The 19,309-nt window shown below is 56.1% G+C and carries 11 protein-coding genes and 2 pseudogenes; 11 read left to right on the top strand and 2 right to left on the bottom strand.

The annotated features are described in order from the left end of the window. Positions 1 to 193: 193 nt before the first annotated feature. From csrD to tldD, 8 genes are all read left to right on the top strand, one after another. Positions 194 to 2,140 (top strand): RNase E specificity factor CsrD, encoded by a 1,947-nt coding sequence (gene csrD / locus PW844_RS03415; RefSeq protein WP_299447283.1) that lies wholly within the window; start codon positions 194 to 196, stop codon positions 2,138 to 2,140. 310 nt (positions 2,141 to 2,450) lie between these two features. After that, a complete protein-coding gene (gene mreB / locus PW844_RS03410; RefSeq protein ID WP_003855260.1) occupies positions 2,451 to 3,494 on the top strand; it encodes a rod shape-determining protein MreB in 1,044 nt (347 codons plus the stop codon). A 148-nt stretch (positions 3,495 to 3,642) separates the two neighbouring features. Further along, a complete protein-coding gene (gene mreC, locus PW844_RS03405; protein WP_299447272.1) occupies positions 3,643 to 4,668 on the top strand; it encodes a rod shape-determining protein MreC in 1,026 nt (341 codons plus the stop codon). After that, positions 4,665 to 5,153, top strand: a complete 489-nt coding sequence (gene mreD / locus PW844_RS03400) for a rod shape-determining protein MreD (RefSeq protein WP_084877224.1) — start codon at positions 4,665 to 4,667, stop codon at positions 5,151 to 5,153. The genes mreC and mreD overlap by 4 nt, the downstream gene beginning before the upstream one ends. Positions 5,154 to 5,161: 8 nt before the next feature. Beyond that, the gene (locus PW844_RS03395; RefSeq protein WP_299447265.1) at positions 5,162 to 5,755 is read left to right on the top strand and encodes a nucleoside triphosphate pyrophosphatase; all 594 of its coding nucleotides are present in this window, start codon (positions 5,162 to 5,164) and stop codon (positions 5,753 to 5,755) included. Next, complete coding sequence (gene rng, locus PW844_RS03390) at positions 5,745 to 7,214, top strand: ribonuclease G (protein ID WP_299447262.1); 1,470 nt, start codon at positions 5,745 to 5,747, stop codon at positions 7,212 to 7,214. Before PW844_RS03395 ends, rng begins: the two co-directional genes overlap by 11 nt. 167 nt (positions 7,215 to 7,381) lie before the next feature. Further along, on the top strand, positions 7,382 to 11,197 hold the full coding sequence (yhdP, locus tag PW844_RS03385; RefSeq protein WP_299447259.1) for an AsmA2 domain-containing protein YhdP: 3,816 nt from the start codon (positions 7,382 to 7,384) through the stop codon (positions 11,195 to 11,197). A gap of 65 nt (positions 11,198 to 11,262) precedes the next feature. Continuing rightward, positions 11,263 to 12,708 carry a metalloprotease TldD gene (gene tldD, locus PW844_RS03380; RefSeq protein WP_299447256.1) on the top strand — a complete coding sequence of 482 codons (1,446 nt, stop codon included), beginning with the start codon at positions 11,263 to 11,265 and terminating at the stop codon, positions 12,706 to 12,708. A 33-nt stretch (positions 12,709 to 12,741) separates the two neighbouring features. Here tldD and aaeR read toward each other — a convergent pair whose 3' ends face one another. Then, positions 12,742 to 13,659, bottom strand: a complete 918-nt coding sequence (aaeR, locus tag PW844_RS03375; protein WP_299447253.1) for an HTH-type transcriptional activator AaeR — start codon at positions 13,657 to 13,659, stop codon at positions 12,742 to 12,744. A gap of 269 nt (positions 13,660 to 13,928) precedes the next feature. On the opposite strand from aaeR, the gene aaeX reads away from it, so the two are divergent. The 3 genes and pseudogenes from aaeX to aaeB all read left to right on the top strand — a co-directional run bounded on the left by aaeX (position 13,929) and on the right by aaeB (position 17,039). Beyond that, positions 13,929 to 14,132: a p-hydroxybenzoic acid efflux pump operon protein AaeX gene (gene aaeX / locus PW844_RS03370; protein ID WP_013510717.1), complete on the top strand. Its 204-nt coding sequence runs from the start codon at positions 13,929 to 13,931 to the stop codon at positions 14,130 to 14,132. An 8-nt stretch (positions 14,133 to 14,140) separates the two neighbouring features. Next, positions 14,141 to 15,070 (top strand): p-hydroxybenzoic acid efflux pump subunit AaeA, encoded by a 930-nt coding sequence (gene aaeA, locus PW844_RS03365; protein ID WP_299447247.1) that lies wholly within the window; start codon positions 14,141 to 14,143, stop codon positions 15,068 to 15,070. 9 nt (positions 15,071 to 15,079) lie between these two features. After that, positions 15,080 to 17,039, top strand: a pseudogene (gene aaeB, locus PW844_RS03360) (p-hydroxybenzoic acid efflux pump subunit AaeB). Positions 17,040 to 17,212: 173 nt separating this feature from the next. Here the strand turns inward: aaeB and rplU are convergent. After that, positions 17,213 to 17,520, bottom strand: a pseudogene (gene rplU, locus PW844_RS03355) (50S ribosomal protein L21). Positions 17,521 to 19,309: the final 1,789 nt, after the last annotated feature.

The raw sequence follows: 19,309 nt of genomic DNA, 5'->3' as shown, positions 1-19,309 counted from the left end.
AGAATAGGACGAAAAAAATCATGTGAAAGTCAGGACTTCCATGTTTATCGTTATACTCGTCTCTGTATAGGTCGCGATGATGGATGAACACTGTTTCAGGCGGTGATTTATGCTATTTTGCTCAGGTTTGCGCCAGTGAGGCTGGTGCCGCCGGTTCTTTTTCATTCATAACCGCAGTAATACAGGCACAGGGATGCGATTAACCACGAAGTTTTCTGCGTTTATTACATTATTAAGCTTACTGGCGATGTTGCTGATGCTGGTGGGCTGTGCTTTTAGTTTTGTCTGGTTGTCGCAGCAGCGGGTTGAAACCCGCGTACAAACCCTGGCAACCGAAGTGGACAAAGCCTTAATCACCCAATCGCCACAGGATCTGACGCAATGGCTGTCGCGCATTATGCCAGTGATTAATGCCGAACAGCTGGAGCTACACGACGGCGAGCGTACGTTGTTTCGTCTGGCCCGCCATGAAAACCCGATGCTGGAAGATGAGCCAAACCGCTTTATCCAGTTCGATCTGCCGCTGGCGCATTCATCTGGCATGATGCTGCGCGTGGTGGTGCTCGATCCGGCTAAGACCTGGTTTCGCTCCTTCACCGGGGCTTATACGCTGGTGGTCATTTTGACCGTGGTGATGATCATGGCTTCACTGCTGGTGATGACGCATCGCTGGCTGAATAGCCACTGGCGTAATATGGAGCGGCTGGAAGCGCGTTCGGAGCGTATCCTGGCGGGTGACCGCCAGGCCAGGGACAATGAAGAAGTGGAGTGGCCACCTAAGGCCAGTCACGCTATCGATCTTCTGTTGCATGATTTGCTGGAGGCGGGTGAGCAGCGACTGCGCATCGACACCCTGATTCGTACTTTTGCCGCGCAGGATTCGCGCACTGGGTTAAATAATCGTCTGTTCTTCGATAACCAGCTGGCCACCCTGCTGGAAGATCAGGAAGATGTTGGCACCCACGGTGTGGTCATGATGGTGCGCCTGCCCGACCTGGAGACGCAGTATGAAACCCTCGGTCCGGCGCTGGCCGAAGAATACCTGTTTGATCTCATTAATATGTTGTCCACCTTCGTGTTGCGTTATCCCGGCGCGCTGCTGGCGCGTTATTTCCGCAGTGACTTCGCCGTGCTGCTGCCGCACCGAACCCTTAAAGAAGCCAACAATATTGCCGATCAGCTGATCAATGCCGTGGATTCTCTGCCGCCGATGCGCATGGTGGATCGTGATGATCTGATCCATATCGGTATCAGCGCCTGGCGCAGCGGACTCAGCGTGCCACAGGTGATGGAAAACGTGGAAATGGCCACGCGTCGCGCTGCCCTGCAGGGGGGGAACAACTGGTCAATCGGCGAGGGTAACCCGCTGGATATGGGGCGTGGCAGCGTACGCTGGCGAACGCTGCTGGAAAATACCCAGAGCCGCGGTGGCCCCCGTTTGTATCAGAAACCCGCCGTCATGCTGGATGGCAAAGTCCATCATCGGGAGATGCTGGCACGTATCTTTGATGGTGACAAAGAGGTGGTGTCTGCCGAGTTCATGCCACTGGTGCAGCAGTTGGGGATGGCCGATAGCTGGGATCGTCAGATGGTGACCCGTATCGCTGCATTAACCGAGATGTGGCCTGATGAAACCCTGGCGCTGCCGGTGAATATTGATTCGTTATTACAGCGACCTTTTCAGCGCTGGCTGCAAAAATTGCTGCTGCAATGCAGCAAATCGCAAAGAAAACGTTTTTTATTTGAACTTGCCGAAGCGGATGTTTGTCAACACATCAACCGCTTAGTGCCGATTTTCAGGATGCTCAGTGCATTTGGTTGTCGCATCGCTGTCAATCAGGCGGGATTAACGGTGGTGAGCAGCGCTTATATCAAGCAATTTCCGGTGGAATTAATCAAACTGGACCCCGGTCTGGTACGTAATATTGAACGACGCACGGAAAATCAGTTGTTTGTACAAAGCCTGCTGGAGGTGTGTAAGTCCACACCCACTCAGGTTTTCGCTGCCGGTGTACGTACGCGTGCGGAGTGGCAAATGCTGGCTGGATTGGGGGTTGCTGGTGGTCAGGGCGATTTCTTTGCTCCCTCGCTGCCGGTAAACAGTAATGTGAAAAAACATTCACAACGTTATCGAATTTAGCCGTTAATTAGCCGATGGCGGCGCTCATGGTTGTTTTACGCTGTAAACCTGAATGATGCCGGCCAGCAGCTATGCTGGAAATGTTAGATTTTATGTCGAAAATCGCCTGCGCTTGCGGGGCGAAAAGCACTGAAAGCGGCGGCTTTGCGCCATTTTTCCTTAGCGAACCGCAGCATACACTGCTGTAAAAATTAGCTAGCATATTTTTTCACCGAAGCGGAACGTTTTTGCGCCTTGTAGCGGCTTCGCGTGGTTGGTAAAGTAGGCGGATTTTATTTTCCGCCCCCAGCTTGCAGGATTATCCCTTAGTATGTTTAAAAAATTTCGTGGCATGTTTTCCAATGACTTGTCCATTGACCTGGGTACCGCGAATACCCTGATTTATGTAAAAGGACAGGGCATCGTGCTGAACGAGCCTTCCGTGGTTGCCATTCGTCAGGATCGTGCCGGATCCCCAAAGAGCGTTGCCGCCGTTGGTCATGACGCCAAACAGATGCTTGGCCGTACGCCGGGCAATATCGCTGCAATTCGCCCGATGAAAGACGGTGTAATTGCAGACTTCTTTGTCACCGAAAAAATGTTGCAGCACTTTATTAAACAAGTGCACAGCAACAGTTTTATGCGCCCCAGCCCGCGTGTGCTGGTGTGTGTGCCGGTGGGTGCAACCCAGGTTGAGCGTCGTGCTATCCGTGAATCTGCGCAGGGCGCAGGTGCGCGCGAAGTGTTTCTGATTGAAGAACCGATGGCCGCTGCGATCGGTGCCGGTCTGCCGGTATCAGAAGCGACCGGTTCGATGGTGGTGGATATCGGTGGTGGTACCACTGAAGTTGCCGTTATCTCTCTGAACGGTGTGGTTTACTCCTCTTCAGTGCGTATTGGTGGTGACCGCTTCGATGAAGCTATCATTAATTATGTACGCCGTAATTACGGCTCGCTGATCGGTGAAGCAACCGCTGAGCGTATTAAGCATGAGATCGGTTCTGCGTATCCGGGCGATGAAGTCCGTGAAATCGAAGTTCGTGGTCGTAATCTGGCTGAAGGTGTGCCGCGCGGCTTTACGCTGAACTCCAATGAAATTCTGGAAGCGCTGCAGGAACCGCTGACCGGTATCGTGAGTGCGGTGATGGTGGCGCTGGAGCAGTGCCCGCCGGAACTGGCTTCCGACATCTCCGAGCGTGGCATGGTGCTGACCGGTGGTGGCGCACTGCTGCGTAACCTCGATCGCCTGCTGATGGAAGAAACCGGCATTCCGGTGGTCGTGGCCGAAGACCCGCTGACTTGCGTAGCGCGTGGCGGTGGTAAGGCGTTGGAAATGATCGACATGCATGGCGGCGATTTGTTCAGCGAGGAGTAAATCCTCATCGGCTGAGGCCGTGGTCAAATTGCGCAGGGAATGAGCGCCGATGACGACGCTGCGCATGACGGCACGATGCGTCCAGCCCTGGAGGCGCAGGTTTTAGGACCCGCGCTTCTTCCCTGATGTCGAGGAACACGCAGATTTTATGAAGCCGATTTTTAGCAGGGGGCCATCCCTGCAGTTGCGCCTCTTTCTGGCAGTCATTGTGGCCATCGCGATTATTATCGCCGATAGCCGCGTGGCCTCCTTTTCCCAGATTCGCAACTACCTGGACACATCGGTCAGTCCATTTTACTTCCTGGCTAACGGGCCAAGAGAGCTTCTTGACGGCGTTTCCGCCACGCTGGCTTCGCGCCAGCAGCTGGAACTGGAAAACAAAGCACTGCGTCGTGAACTCTTTCTGAAGAACAGCGACCTGCTGATGCTGGGGCAATACAAGCAGGAGAACGCGCGTCTGCGCGAGCTGCTCGGCTCACCGTTACGCCAGGATGAGCACAAGATGGTGACGCAGGTGATCTCCACCGGTACCGATCCCTACACCGATCAGGTGGTTATCGACAAAGGCAGCGTAAACGGCGTTTACGAAGGCCAGCCGGTGATCAGCGATAAAGGTGTCGTGGGGCAGGTGGTGGCGGTAGGCCAGGTGACCAGCCGTGTGCTGTTGATCTGTGACGCCTCCCATGCGTTGCCGATCCAGGTGCTGCGTAATGATATCCGCGTGATTGCGGCCGGTAACGGCTGTAATGAAGATTTGCAACTTGAGCATCTGCCAGGCAATACCGACATTCGTGTGGGTGATGTGCTGGTCACCTCGGGTCTGGGTGGTCGTTTCCCGGAAGGCTATCCGGTTGCCGTGGTGTCATCGGTGAAAGTGGATACGCAGCGTGCGTATACCGTTATCCAGGCACGCCCGACTGCGGGTCTGCAGCGTCTGCGTTATCTGTTGCTGCTGTGGGGAGCGGATCGTAATGGCGATATGCCAATGGCGCCAGATGAAGTGCACCGTGTTGCCAATGAACGTTTAATGCAGATGATGCCACAGGTCTTACCGCCAGCCGGTGAGATGGGGCCGCCCGCGCCCGGCAGTCAGCAAATGGGACCACCCGCGCCTGCCAGCAATGGCAGCAGTTCGCAGGTAACACCGGCGAACACGCGTGGAGGCCAGCCTTGAGTCGATATCGCAGCCAGGGCCGATGGGTTATCTGGCTGTCCTTCCTGATTGCCCTCATCCTGCAAATCATGCCCTGGCCAGAACAGTTCTACATGTTCCGGCCATCATGGCTTTTGTTGATCCTCATCTACTGGGTGCTGGCGTTGCCACATCGGGTTAATGTTGGCACCGGCTTTGTACTGGGTGCCATCATGGATCTGGTGGCTGGTTCAACGCTGGGCGTGCGTGCGCTGGCATTGAGTATCATCGCCTACCTGGTCGCCTTTAAATTCCAGCTTTTCCGTAACTTAGCGTTGTGGCAGCAGGCATTAATGGTTATGGTGCTGTCACTGGCGGTGGATGTTATTGTTTTCTGGGCGGAATTTTTGGTGATTAATGTCTCCTTTCGTCCGGAAATCTTCTGGAGTAGCGTTGTCGACGGCATTCTCTGGCCCTGGCTATTCTTATTAATGAGAAAGATTCGTCGTCAGTTCGCTGTTCAGTAAGGAAAACTATGATAACCCTGTACCTGGCTTCCGGTTCACCGCGTCGACGTGAGCTGTTGACGCAGCTTGGCCTGCAATTTGAACGTCTGGTCACCCATGTGGAAGAACAACGTCTGCCAGCGGAAGCCGCTGAGGTTTATGTACGTCGTCTGGCAATCGATAAAGCGCTTGCCGGGGTGGCTGTGGCCCCGCAGGATTTGCCAGTGCTGGGTGCTGATACCATCGTGGTACTTAATGGTGAAGTGCTGGAAAAACCGGCCGATGCGGCTCACGCGACCCGCATGCTGAGTAAGCTATCCGGGCAGACACATCAGGTGATGACCGCAGTGGCGCTGGCCGACCCCCGGCAGCAACTGGATTGTCTGGTGGTCACAGACGTGACCTTCCGCAAGATCACGGCGGAAGAAATTGCGCACTATATCGCCAGTGGCGAACCGATGGATAAAGCCGGCGCTTACGGGATACAGGGCATGGGCGGGAACTTCGTGCGCAAAATTAATGGAAGCTATCACGCAGTGGTGGGATTACCGCTGGTTGAGACCGGTGAGTTGCTCAGCAATTTTCAGTCACTGCGTGCGCTAAGGGGACAAGATGACGGCTGAACTGCTGGTAAATGTGACACCCTCGGAGACACGCGTCGCCTATATTGATGGCGGCATTTTGCAGGAAATCCACATCGAGCGCGAAGCGCGCCGCGGCATTGTAGGCAACATCTACAAAGGACGCGTCAGTCGCGTGCTGCCGGGTATGCAGGCGGCATTTGTTGACATTGGCCTCGACAAAGCGGCTTTTCTGCACGCTTCTGACATCATGCCGCACACCGAATGTGTCGCGGGTGATGAACAAAAGAATTTCAACGTGCGCGATATTGCCGAGCTGGTACGCCAGGGGCAGGATTTAATGGTGCAGGTGGTGAAAGATCCCCTCGGCACCAAAGGCGCACGCCTCACCACTGACATCACGCTGCCGTCGCGTTATCTGGTGTTTATGCCGGGTGCCTCGCACGTTGGCGTCTCCCAGCGTATCGAAAGTGAAGCCGAGCGCGAACGTCTGAAAGCGGTGGTTGCCGCCTACTGCGACGATCTTGGTGGTTTTATTATTCGCACTGCCGCCGAAGGGATTGGCGAAGAAGAGCTGGCGCAGGATGCCGCATTTCTCAAGCGTCTGTGGACCAAAGTCAGTGAACGTAAGAAGCGCAACCTGACGCGTTGCCTGCTTTATGGCGAACTGGCGCTGGCACAGCGTGTGTTGCGTGATTTTGCCGGCGCGGCGCTGGATCGCATCCGGGTGGATTCCCGCCTGACCTGCGATCTGCTGGTGGAATTTACCGGCGAATACATCCCGGAGATGGCCAGTAAGCTGGAGTTATACAGCGGTAAACAGCCGATTTTCGATCTCTACGACGTGGAAAACGAGATTCAGCGTTCGCTCGATCGCAAAGTTGAACTGAAGTCTGGCGGTTATCTGATCATCGATCAGACTGAAGCGATGACCACCATCGATATCAATACCGGTGCGTTTGTTGGCCATCGCAATCTGGACGAAACCATTTTCAACACCAATATCGAAGCCACTCAGGCGATTGCCCGCCAGCTTCGGCTGCGTAATCTGGGTGGCATCATCATTATCGATTTTATCGACATGAGTAATGATGACCACCGCCGCCGTGTGTTGCATTCGCTGGAAAGCGCGCTCAGCAAAGATCGGGTGAAAACCGGGATCAATGGTTTCTCGGCGCTTGGGCTGGTGGAAATGACGCGTAAACGCACGCGCGAAAGCATCGAGCATGTGTTGTGTGCCGATTGCCCGGTATGTAAAGGACGCGGCACGCTGAAGACGGTGGAAACCGTCTGCTATGAAATCATGCGTGAGATTGTGCGTGTGCACCATGCCTACGATTCTGACCGCTTCCTGGTGTACGTCTCTCCGGCGGTGGGGGAAGCGCTGAAAAGTGATGAGTCCCACGCGTTAGCCGAAGTGGAGATATTTGTGGGCAAACAGGTGAAAGTCCATGTTGAACCGCTTTACACTCAGGAGCAGTTTGACGTGGTGATGATGTAATTTTTCTTGTTTATGCTGGCCTTGCACGACGTTTTGTCATGGAACCGGGCTAAAAATAGCCCCTTTTTTGGGGTAATATGCGTTTTCGACCCGATTGTTCCGCATTGATAACGGTCAGGGCTTGAGAGGTATTGATCCGTAATCCGGCGGAAAACAAGGAGAGGTGTGTGAGGCGGTTGCCGAGGATTTTGTTACTGCTACTCGCCACAATCATCGTTATTGTGGCGCTGCTGGTCAGCGGGTTGCGCCTCGTCATGCCGCATCTCAACAGCTACCGCAGCGACATTTTGCAGGTCATCTCCCGCACCACAGGCGTGCCGGTGCAGGCCAGCGAGCTGCAGGGTAGCTGGGAAAATTTCGGCCCCACGTTGCAGGTGCGCGATCTGCATATTGCCATGCAAGACGCCGGGCAGTTGAGCATTGGTCGCGTCAATCTGGCACTCAATATCTGGCAGTCACTTTTTCAGTGGCGCTGGCAGTTTCGCGATCTCACCTTCTGGCAGATGCACGTCGAACTCAATCGTCAGTTGCTCACCAGCGATGAACAGAAAAACAGTTTCAAGCCGACGCAGATCAACGAACTCTTTCTGCGTCAGTTCGATCATTTCGACCTGCGTGATAGCAGCATCCGTTTTCTGACCCCTTCCGGGCAACACGCCGAGCTGGCGATCCCCCGTCTCACCTGGCTGAATGAAAAAACACGTCATCGCGCTGAAGGTGAAGTGAGCCTGTCGAGCTTTACCGGCCAGCATGGCGTGGTGCAGGTTCGTCTCGATCTTAATGACAACAACGGCCTGCTCGATACCGGGCGTATCTGGATGCAGGCGGATGATGTCGATGTGCGTCCGTGGATCGGTCGCTGGCTGCGCGATAACACCAGCCTCGAAAGCGCGCGTTTCAGCCTCGCCGCATGGGTAAATCTGCGTGATGGCGATGTTTATGCCGGTGATTTGCTGCTGCGGCAGGGCGGTGCACGCTGGCGTGGCGAACAGGGTGATCATCAGTTGCAGGTGGATGGTTTAACCGCCCACCTGTCCCGTTTCCAGAATGGCTGGATGGTGTCCGTGCCGCAAACTCGTCTCAGCACCGATGGGGTTGCCTGGCAACCGGGGCATTTCTCGCTGCTATGGAAACCCGAAGATCAACAATTGCTGGGTGCCAGCAGTGCGCCGGAAATCCGCGTGCGCGCCACCCAGTTGGATCTGCAACGTCTTGCGCCACTGATACCGCTGTTCTCGCCACTCTCGCCAACGCTGTTCGACAATTGGCGCGCACTACAACCGCAGGGCTACATCGATGCGCTGGCGCTGGATATCCCCTTACAGCAACCCGAACAAACCCGCTTGCAGGCCCAATGGCGTGATTTAAGCTGGCAGCACTGGGAACTGTTGCCGGGCATCAGCAAACTGAGTGGTAACGCCAGTGGCAGCCTCAGCAATGGTCAGCTGGATGTGGCGATGGGGCAGGCCGAGGTTCCTTACGGTGATATGTTCCAGGCACCGTTACAAATCCAGCAAATCACCGGCAAGCTCAACTGGCGGCATGATGATAATGGCCTGACGCTGGATGGCCATCAGCTGGATGTGAAGGCGCGTTCGCTCTGGGCGCGCGGCGATTTCCTCTATCAGCAGAACCTCGGCAAAGCGCCACGGCTGGATATTCTGGCGGGGATTCGCGTGACCGATGCGGGCGATGCCTGGCGTTATTTCCCGGAACCGCTGATGGGCCATGGCCTGACGGACTATCTCAGCAACGCGATTAAAGGTGGGCAGGTTGATAACGCCACGCTGCTGTTTGCCGGTGATCCGACGCTGTTTCCCTTCCGCCACAACGACGGCATGTTTGAAGTCTGGGTGCCGCTGCGTCATGCCACCTATCAATTCCAACCCGGCTGGCCAGCGATTAACAATCTCGACATCGATCTCGATTTTGTCAACGACGGTCTGTGGATGAAAGCCAATCAGGCGAAGCTGGGAGAGGTGGATGCGCGCAATATCAGCGCGGTAATCCCGGATTACCTGAAAGAGAAGCTGATCATTGATGGCGACCTGAGTGGTGAAGGTAAGCAGATTGGGGATTACTTCGAACTCACCCCCCTCAAGCCATCGCTGGGGGCAGCGCTGCAACAGCTACAGATCAAAGGCAATGTTCGTGGTCAGCTCAACCTCGATATTCCGCTGAATGGTGAACTGGTTCATGCCAGCGGCAACGTGGTGATGAACAATAATAGCCTGCATATCAAGCCGCTGAACACCACACTGAACAACCTCACCGGGCGTTTCCGTTATAACAACGGCAATCTGCAGAGTGAAGAGATGCAGGCAAACTGGTTCGGACAGCCGGTTGGCGTCAGCTTCAGCACCCAGGAGAACCCGGATAACTTTGGCGTCAATGTGAAGTTGCTGGGTGACTGGCAGCTGGCGAAGTTAAAGGTGCTGCCGTCGACCCTCACCAGCCAGCTGAGTGGCAATCTGCCCTGGCAGGGCAATGTCGATATCACCCTGCCGAATAAAGGTGGCGCAAGCTACAAAATAGATTTGCAAGGCGATGGCAAAGAAGTAAGCAGTCGCTTACCGGCTCCGCTGGATAAGAGCGCAGGTTCCGCGCTGCCGATTACCATTGCTGCCAGCGGTGACCTGCGCGGATTTGATCTCAGCGGTAGTGTGCTGGGGCATCATCGTTTTAACAGCCGCTGGCTGCTGGAGCCACAGCTGCGGGTCGATCGCGGTATCTGGCTGAACGATGCCAAAACGACGCCGAAACTGCCTGAAAATCGCGGCATGGTGCTGAATTTACCTGAGATGGACGGTGAGGCCTGGATGGGGCTGCTGGCTGGATCGGGCGGCTCGCGCAATGCGCAGGGCGAAACCAGTATTGGCGGCGCGCTACTGCCGGGGGATGTTACGTTGCATACCCCGGCGCTGCGGCTGGCAGGCCAGCAATGGCATGATCTCAGTGCTACCGTGACCCAGGGGCCGACCGGGAATACCGATGTGCAGCTCGACAGCCGTGAAGCGCGTGGCAGTCTGAAAACTGCACAGAATGCGCCCTGGCAGATCGCCCTCAGCTATCTTTACTACAACCCGGAATGGGCGGAGAGCAAGGATGGCACAGCATCACCGTTCGGTAGCGATACCAACATCAATTTCACCAACTGGCCAGCGCTGCAACTGAGCTGCCAGGAGTGCTGGCTACGCGGGCAGAAGTTTGGCCATATGCAGGCGTTGCTGCAACCCCATGGTGATACGTTAGCACTCACTAACGGTTCGGTGGATACCGGCAGCTCGAAGCTGAGCGTCAACGGGGAATGGGTCAATAAACCCGGTGAGCAGCGCACCTCGCTGAAAGGAACGCTGAGCGGTAACAACATCAACGACGCTACTAACTGGTTTGGTGTGAACACGCCGCTGCGCGATGCACCGTTTAAAATCGATTATGATTTACACTGGCGCTCCGCACCCTGGCAGCCCTCTGAGCCAACCTTAAGCGGTACGCTGAAATCACATTTCGGCAAAGGCCAGATTGCGGATGTCAGTACCGGTCGTGCTGGTCAGCTGCTGCGGCTGATGAGCTTTGACGCCCTGCTGCGTAAGTTGCGTTTCGATTTCAGTGATACCTTCGGCCAGGGCTTCTTTTTCGATTCAATTAATGGCACGGCGTGGATTGAAAACGGCGTGATGCATACCGATAACCTGTTGGTTGATGGTCTCGAAGCGGATATCGCCATGCAGGGTAAAGTTGACCTTGTGAAACGCGAGATCGATATGGAAGCCGTAGTGGCACCGGAAATTTCGGCTTCGGTAGGCGTGGCGACCGCTTTTGTGATCAACCCGGTGGTCGGTGCCGCGGTTTTCGCCGCCAGTAAGGTGCTGGGGCCCGTGTGGAACAAAATCTCGCTGCTGCGCTATCACATCAGCGGACCACTGGATAAGCCGGAAATCAATGAAGTGCTGCGCAAACCGCGTGAAAACGACAAGAAGTGAATTTGACGCCGTCGGGGAATTACCGCAGGCTATGAAGTATCCGAGCAAATACTGAGTGAGAAACGATGACTCTGAATCTGGTAAGTGAGCAGTTGCTAACTGCGAACAGCATTAATCAGCAGGACCTTTTTTCCCTGTTAGGGCAGCTTTCAGAACGTCGTCTGGATTATGCCGATCTCTATTTTCAGTCCAGCTTCCATGAATCCTGGGTGCTGGAAGACAAAATCATCAAAGATGGCTCTTACCATATCGACCAGGGCGTTGGCGTTCGCGCGGTAAGCGGTGAGAAAACCGGTTTTGCCTATGCAGACCAAATCACCCTGAACGCGTTGCGTCAGTCGGCTGAAGCCGCACGCAGCATCGTGCGTGAGCAAGGTAATGGCAAAGCCCATACCTTATCGGCGGTGATCAACCGTTCACTGTACGCAGCGGTGAACCCACTGGACAGCCTGACGCGTGAAGACAAAATCGCTTTGCTGCATCGTGTTGATAAGGTGGCGCGCGCCGCTGACCCACGTGTGCAGGAAGTGAACGCCAGTCTGACCGGGGTTTACGAGCAGGTGCTGGTGGCGGCTACCGATGGCACACTGGCTGCCGATGTACGTCCGTTGGTGCGTCTGTCTATCAGCGTACAGGTGGAAGACCGGGGCAAGCGTGAGCGCGGCTCCAGCGGCGGCGGTGCCCGTACCGGTTATGACTTCTTCCTGGCCGATGAAAGCGGCGATGTGCGCGCGGATGCCTGGGCGCGTGAAGCGGTCCGTATGGCACTGGTTAATCTGTCAGCCGTTGCGGCACCGGCGGGGACACTGCCCGTGGTGCTGGGTGCTGGCTGGCCTGGTGTGTTGCTGCATGAAGCGGTCGGTCACGGTCTGGAAGGCGACTTTAACCGTCGTGCGACCTCGGTGTTCAGCGGCAAAATAGGGCAGCTGGTGGCGTCTGAGCTGTGTACCGTAGTGGATGATGGCACCATCGAAGGTCTGCGTGGTTCGCTGGCGGTGGACGATGAAGGTGTACCGGGTCAGTACAACGTATTGATCGAAAACGGGGTGCTGAAAGGCTACATGCAGGACAAACTCAATGCGCGTCTGATGGGCGTCAATCCTACCGGGAATGGCCGTCGTGAATCCTATGCTCACCTGCCAATGCCGCGTATGACCAACACCTATATGCTGGCAGGCAAATCCACGCCGCAGGACATCATTGAAAGTGTGGAATATGGTCTGTACGCCCCGAACTTTGGCGGCGGCCAGGTGGATATCACCTCCGGTAAGTTTGTGTTCTCAACCTCGGAAGCCTATCTGATTGAGAACGGTAAAGTGAGCAAACCGGTGAAAGGTGCCACGCTGATTGGCTCCGGTATCGAAGCCATGCAGCAAATTTCGATGGTGGGCAACGATCTGGCGCTGGATAAAGGCGTTGGCGTCTGCGGTAAAGAAGGACAGAGCGTACCGGTTGGCGTGGGTCAGCCGACGCTGAAGCTGGACAAGCTTACTGTCGGCGGAACCGCCTGATCATCCTGCAACAACCCGCCATCCGGCGGGTTGTTAACTTTTACGGTGCTGCTGATACTGGCGCGCCACCCGTTTAAAATACTCGGTCAGATAATCAATACACACCTGCACTTTCAGCGGCAGCTTATCCTTTTCGGTATATAACGCGTACACCGGTCGCGGTGCCGACTGATACTGCGGAAACACAATATCGATCTCGCCGGTGTTAATCTCGTTAATCACCCACATCAGTGGCACATAAGCGATGCCACATCCGGCTTTCAGCCAGCGAATCAGCGTCAGCGAATCATTGGTGACGAAGCGCCCCTGCGGCGTCAGACGTGTTACCAATCCTTCCGGTGCAATCAGTTCAAAGGTGTTATCTGGCCGTACGCTGTATTCCAGCCACGAAAGATTATCGATTTCGCTCGGTTTTTCCGGCACTCCCTGCTGTGCCAGATAACTTTTCGCCGCGCACACCACCATCGGCATGGCCCCCAGCCGACGCGAGAACAGGCTGGAGTCCTGCAACTCACCCACGCGTATCACCAGGTCCAGTCCATTGGCGATGAGATCCGGTGCCGGGATGCCGGTGACTAAATTGACGCTCAACCCCGGATATTCGCGTAGCATGTCGCCGGTCATATCGGCGAGGACATTTTGCGCCATTGTAGAGGAGCTGCCGATGCGTAAAATACCAATCGGCGTGTTGTTGAAGGCATACAGCTGCTCGTGCACCTGCATCGCCTCTGCCAGCATGCGGCGGCAGCCCTGATAATAGATTCTGCCCGCTTCGGTCAGCCCAATGCTGCGGGTGCTGCGATTCAGCAGTTTGACCTGTAGCTCATCTTCCAGTTTCGCGACTATCTGGCTGATAGACGAAACGCTAAGATGAAGCTGACGTGCCGCGGCGGTAAAGGAACCTAATTCAACCACTTTGGCGAAGATGGACATGCCTTTAAGTCGTTCCATTGTTTACTCTGGCTAAAAAGTGATTTAGCTCACAATATGTAGAAAACGTATAGTCAAGCGCGTTACTATACGCACGCTGGGTCTTTTCACCGCACCTGAACATGGCAGCAAATCTGTCCGTGTTTGTCAGATGATACGCTATGATTAGCTCAAACGGCCTGAATGTTGCCATCAGTCTACCCGTCATCCCACTATCATCAACCCGTCGTGTTTTGTGGCGTACGGGCAGGTATCGGTGCAATCCGGCAAGGTCGAACTAAGGAACCGTAATGAGTGTGCTTCCGGTATTTGTCGTATTTGGGTTGTCTTTCCCGCCCATCTTCATTGAACTGATTGTTTCGCTGGCGCTGTTCTGGCTGGTGAAACGCGTGCTGACGCCAAGTGGATTGTATGATCTGGTCTGGCATCCGGCACTTTTTAACACAGCGTTGTACTGCTGTGTGTTTTACCTTGTATCCCGTCTATTCGTCTGAGGTTTTAAGTGAAAGCGCTAATAAGAAAAATCGCGCGCTACGCGATTACTCTCCTGCTGGTTGTCATCGCTATCGTGATCATCTTCCGCGCCTGGGTGTTCTACACCGAATCCCCGTGGACGCGTGATGCAAAATTCTCCGCCGATGTCGTGGCGATCTCTCCGGATGTCACCGGTTTGATCACCGATGTGCCGGTCCATGATAACCAACTGGTGAAGAAGGGCGACACGCTGTTCGTGGTTGATCGTCCGCGTTACCAGATGGCGCTGGATCAGGCCCAGGCCGACGTTGAGTATTACCAGGCGGTGGCTAACGAAAAACGTCGTGAAGCTGCACGCCGTAATCAGCTCGGCACCAGTGCGATGTCGCGTGAGGCTATCGATCAGGCGAACAACGACCTGACCACCACCGAGCATCAACTGGCGAAAGCCATCGCGACGCGCGATCTGGCGGTGATCGATCTTGATCGCACCACCATCAAAGCACCGTCTGACGGCTGGGTCACCAACCTCAATGTGTATGAAGGCGAGTTCATCACGCGTGGCTCCGTTGCCGTCGCGCTGGTGCAACAGCATTCATTCTATGTGATGGCTTATATGGAAGAGACCAAGCTGGATGGCGTACGTCCGGGCTTCCGTGCCGAAATCACGCCGCTGGGTAGCAACACCGTGCTGCGCGGCACCGTCGATAGCATCGCGGCGGGTGTCACCAACAGCAGCAGCAGCGTCGATAGCAAAGGTATGGCTACGGTCGATTCCAATCTGGAATGGGTGCGTCTGGCGCAGCGTGTACCGGTACGTATTCATCTTGATGATCAGCCAGGTAATCGCTTCCCGGCGGGTACCACTGCGACCGTGGTGATCACCGGTGATAAAGATCGCCAGACGAAAGTCTCACCAATGACCCAGTTTTTCAATCGCCTGCGTGAGTTTGGTTAAGAGGGCGATATGATTGAGTTCCTGCGTTTCCCGGTGAAGCTGACGTTTGCGCTGGTCGCCGCGCTGATGATTGGCTTTCACTTCAATCTGGAAACGCCGCGTTGGGCAGTGATGACTGCCGGGATTGTGGCGGGTGGCACCGCCTTTGCCGCCGGGGGGGATCCCTACTCCGGCGCGCTGCGTTACCGCGGCATTCTGCGTATTATCGGCACCTTCATCGGCTGTATTGCGGCTCTGACCATTATGATCGCGACAGTACGTGCGCCCGTAGTGATGCTGCTGTTGTGCTGCCTGTGGGCCGGGCTTTGCGTCTGGCTCTCTTCGCTGATCAAAGTCGAAAATTCCTATGCCCTCGGTCTGGCTGGCTACACTGCGCTGATTATTGTCGTCACCGCCGATGCCAGCGGGGGGCTGACGCTGGCACCGCAGTTCGCGGTGGAACGTTGCAGCGAAATTGTACTGGGTATTCTCTGCGCCATTCTGGCGGACATGATTTTCTCACCGCGATCGATTAAAAAAGTCATCGACCAGGAAGTGGATGCGTTGCTGGTGGCACAGTACAAATTGCTGCAACTGTGCGTTGCTCACGGTGATAAAGACGAAGTCGATAGAGCCTGGAGCGCGCTGGTACGCCGTACCACCGCATTGAACAGCATGCGCAGCCAACTGATGATGGAATCATCGCGCTGGCAGAACAGCAACCGCCGTTTGCAGATGCTGAACACGCTGTCGTTAACGTTGATTACCCAGGCGGCCGAAACCTTCCTGATCCAGAATTCACATGCGGATTATATTCCGCCGCAATATCGCCTGTTGATCGAGAAAGAAGTCAGCAGTGTTGATGATGTCCACAAGCGTATGAAGATTATGCGTCGGGTGATTGGTGTCAGCAGTAAAACCTCGCCACTGACGCTGGCCAGTTGGGTTGGGGCCGCGACTGAATATCTGCTGTTGATTAATGGTGTGAAAAGTAACAGCCGTATCACCACGCTGGAAGAGGGCATCCTTGAACGTGAAGTGGTGATTCAGGCCCGCTCTGCCGAAACCCATCATGCGATGATTAACGGCGTGCGCACTTTCGTCGCTACCGCGCTTGGCTCGCTGTTCTGGCTCTATACCGGCTGGACTTCCGGTAGCGGTTGTATGGTGATGCTGGCGGTAATCACCGCACTGGCGATGCGTATGCCAAACCCGTTGATGATGGCGAAAGACTTTTTGTACGGTATGACTGTCGCGGTACCACTGGGTGCGCTGTACTTTATCTACATTATGCCTGCCACTCAGCAAAGCATGTTGCTGCTGTGTATTGCCATTGGTTTGCTGGGCTTTATTGGCGGCATCTTCGTGCAGCGCCGTCAAATCGGCACGCTCGGGGCGCTGATCGGTACGATTAACGTGCTGGTGCTCGATAACCCGATGAAGTTTGAGTTCAACGTGTTTCTCGATAACGCACTTGGTCAGGTCATTGGCTGTTTTGTGGCGATGATGGTGATTCTGCTGATTCGCGACAAATCGAAAGAACGTACCGGACGTAAGCTGCTCAACCGCTTTATGTATGCGGCCGTGTCGGCCATGACCACTAACCAGGCACGTCGCCGGGAAAACCATCTGCCCGCGCTCTATCAGCAATTGTTCCTGCTGCTCAACCTGTTCCCGGGTGATATTAATAAATACCGTATCGCCCTGACGCTGATTATCGGTCATCAACGATTACGCAATGCGGGAATTCCCCATCAATGCTGATTTGTCGGCTTACCACCGTCAGCTGCGAGCCACTGCGGACGAGGGTTATTTCGACGCGCAGTGATGATAAACGGCGCGTTTATTTTGAGCGGTGTGCAGGAGCTGGAAATTTACCAGGAAAAACTCCAGCAATATGCCGGCACCAGGCAATAACGGCAAGGCGAGCCGGTGAAACCGTTTAGCCGCTATGCTGAGTAAGTACCGCAACACATTGATTCAAATCTAAAATGAGCCGCCGCGTTTATCTTTCTGCCTGTTATTTCGAAACCTCCGGATAATGCCATCTATACTTTCCTGACAGGATGCAAACTGATGCAGGAGAAGCAAGGGATGTCATCGCGGCCGTTGCGGGAACTGCCTTGACCTTTTTTATGTGCCATTTGAGGGTCTCCTGCTGAATTAGACGTTGATCTTGGTCACCTTCACGCGGCTGAGCTTCTGCCGGTGGCCGACGGTGCGGTGGTAACCCTCACGGCGGCGGTATTTGTAGGCGGTGACCTTCGGGGCCTTGATCTCTTCGACCAGCTCCAGGGTGACGGAGGCGCCGGAGACGAGGGGCTTGCCGATCTTCACGTCGGAGCCGTTGGCGACCAGAAGGACGTCGCTCAGAGTGATCTTGTTGTCCTTGGCTTCAAGGAGTTCGACGTCGGGGTTTCCCCCTCCGCGACTTTATACTGTTTTCCACCGGTGCGAATGACTGCGATCATAAAAATTTAAAGAATTCGAGCGGGTTAGCCTGCCCGATTTGCCAGGGATGGCAAAGGAGAATTTACGAAAAAACCCGTCGGAAGGGGTCAAAGTCCCAACCGAAGAGTTTGATGCCGCCGAAATCCCGATCCTGCCCCTGCGGGTTCTCGGTCGGGATCAGCTCGGGCTTGGTCGGATTCGGGGTCAGGAAACGCTGGCCGATGCCGTATTGGGGCGGGGCCAGGGAGATGAGGATGGGGCCCTTTTGGGAAAGCTCATACAGGACGCCGGAGGGACGGGGGGCGAAGCGGCCGTCCCAGACGATGAAGGATGCTTGCCGCCGGGGATCTGCTTGGTCATCTGGCTGTCCAGATTATTCGGGCTGGTGAACTGGGTGGTGCCGTGGTTGTTGGCGGTCTGCGCGAGGGCCGCAGAAATCCCCAGTAACCCAAGAACGGCCAAGCAGAACAGGTCTCTTCATGGAGTGGTGGCCAGATGGAGGGATCAGGGCCGTGGTTGGAAGGAAGGAATGAGAATTTTGGGAGCTTATTGTGTGTGTGTGTGTGTGTGTGTGTGTGTGTGTGTGTGTGTGTGTGTGTGTGTGTGTGTGTGTGTGTGTGTGTGTGTGTGTGTGTGTGTGTGTGTGTGTGTGTGTGTGTGTGTGTGTGTGTGTGTGTGTGTGTGTGTGTGTGTGTGTGTGTGTGTGTGTGTGTGTGTGTGTGTGTGTGTGTGTGTGTGTGTGTGTGTGTGTGTGTGTGTGTGTGTGTGTGTGTGTGTGTGTGTGTGTGTGTGTGTGTGTGTGTGTGTGTGTGTGTGTGTGTGTGTGTGTGTGTGTGTGTGTGTGTGTGTGTGTGTGTGTGTGTGTGTGTGTGTGTGTGTGTGTGTGTGTGTGTGTGTGTGTGTGTGTGTGTGTGTGTGTGTGTGTGTGTGTGTGTGTGTGTGTGTGTGTGTGTGTGTGTGTGTGTGTGTGTGTGTGTGTGTGTGTGTGGGTGTGTGTGTGTGTGTGTGTGTGTGTGTGTGTGTGTGTGTGTGTGTGTGTGTGTGTGTGTGTGTGTGTGTGTGTGTGTGTGTGTGTGTGTGTGTGTGTGTGTGTGTGTGTGTGTGTGTGTGTGTGTGTGTGTGTGTGTGTGTGTGTGTGTGTGTGTGTGTGTGTGTGTGTGTGTGTGTGTGTGTGTGTGTGTGTGTGTGTGTGTGTGGTGTGTGTGTGTGTGTGTGTGTGTGTGTGTGTGTGGGGGGGGTGGGGGGGGGGGGGGGGGGGGGGGGGGGGGGGGGGGGGGGGGGGGGGGGGGGGGGGGGGGGGGTGTGTGTGTGTGTGTGTGTGTGTGTGTGTGTGTGTGTGTGTGTGTGTGTGTGTGTGTGTGTGTGTGCCCAACCCCTGCCCGCGCGCGCGCGCGGCGGCGGCGGCGGCGGCGGCGGCGGCGGCGCGCGCGCGCGGCGTGCGCGCCGCGCGCGCGCGCGCGGCGGCGGCGGCGGCGCGCGCGCGCGCGCGCGCTCGCGCGCGCGCGCCCGGCGGCGCGCGCGCGCGCGCGCGCGCCCCCCGCGCGCGCGGCGCGCGCGCGCGCCCGCGCGCGCGCGTGCGCGCGCGCGCGCGCGCGCGCGGCGCGCGCGCGCGCGCGGGCGGGCGCGGGGGGGGGGGGGGGGGGGGGGGGGCGGCGCGCGCGCGCGCGGCGCGCGGGGGGGGCGGGGGGGGGGGGGGGGGGGGGGGGGGGGGGGGGGGGGGGGGGGGGGGGGGGGGGGGGGGGGGCGCGCGCGGTCGATACGCGTCGCGGCCGCGAACGCGCGGGGGGGGGGGGGGGGGGGGGGGGGGGT

Origin of the sequence: Pantoea sp., from assembly GCF_028283705.1 — a bacterium.
In the GTDB taxonomy this organism is placed as follows: Bacteria; Pseudomonadota; Gammaproteobacteria; order Enterobacterales; family Enterobacteriaceae; genus Pantoea.
This window is presented reverse-complemented; position numbering and strand designations above follow the sequence as displayed.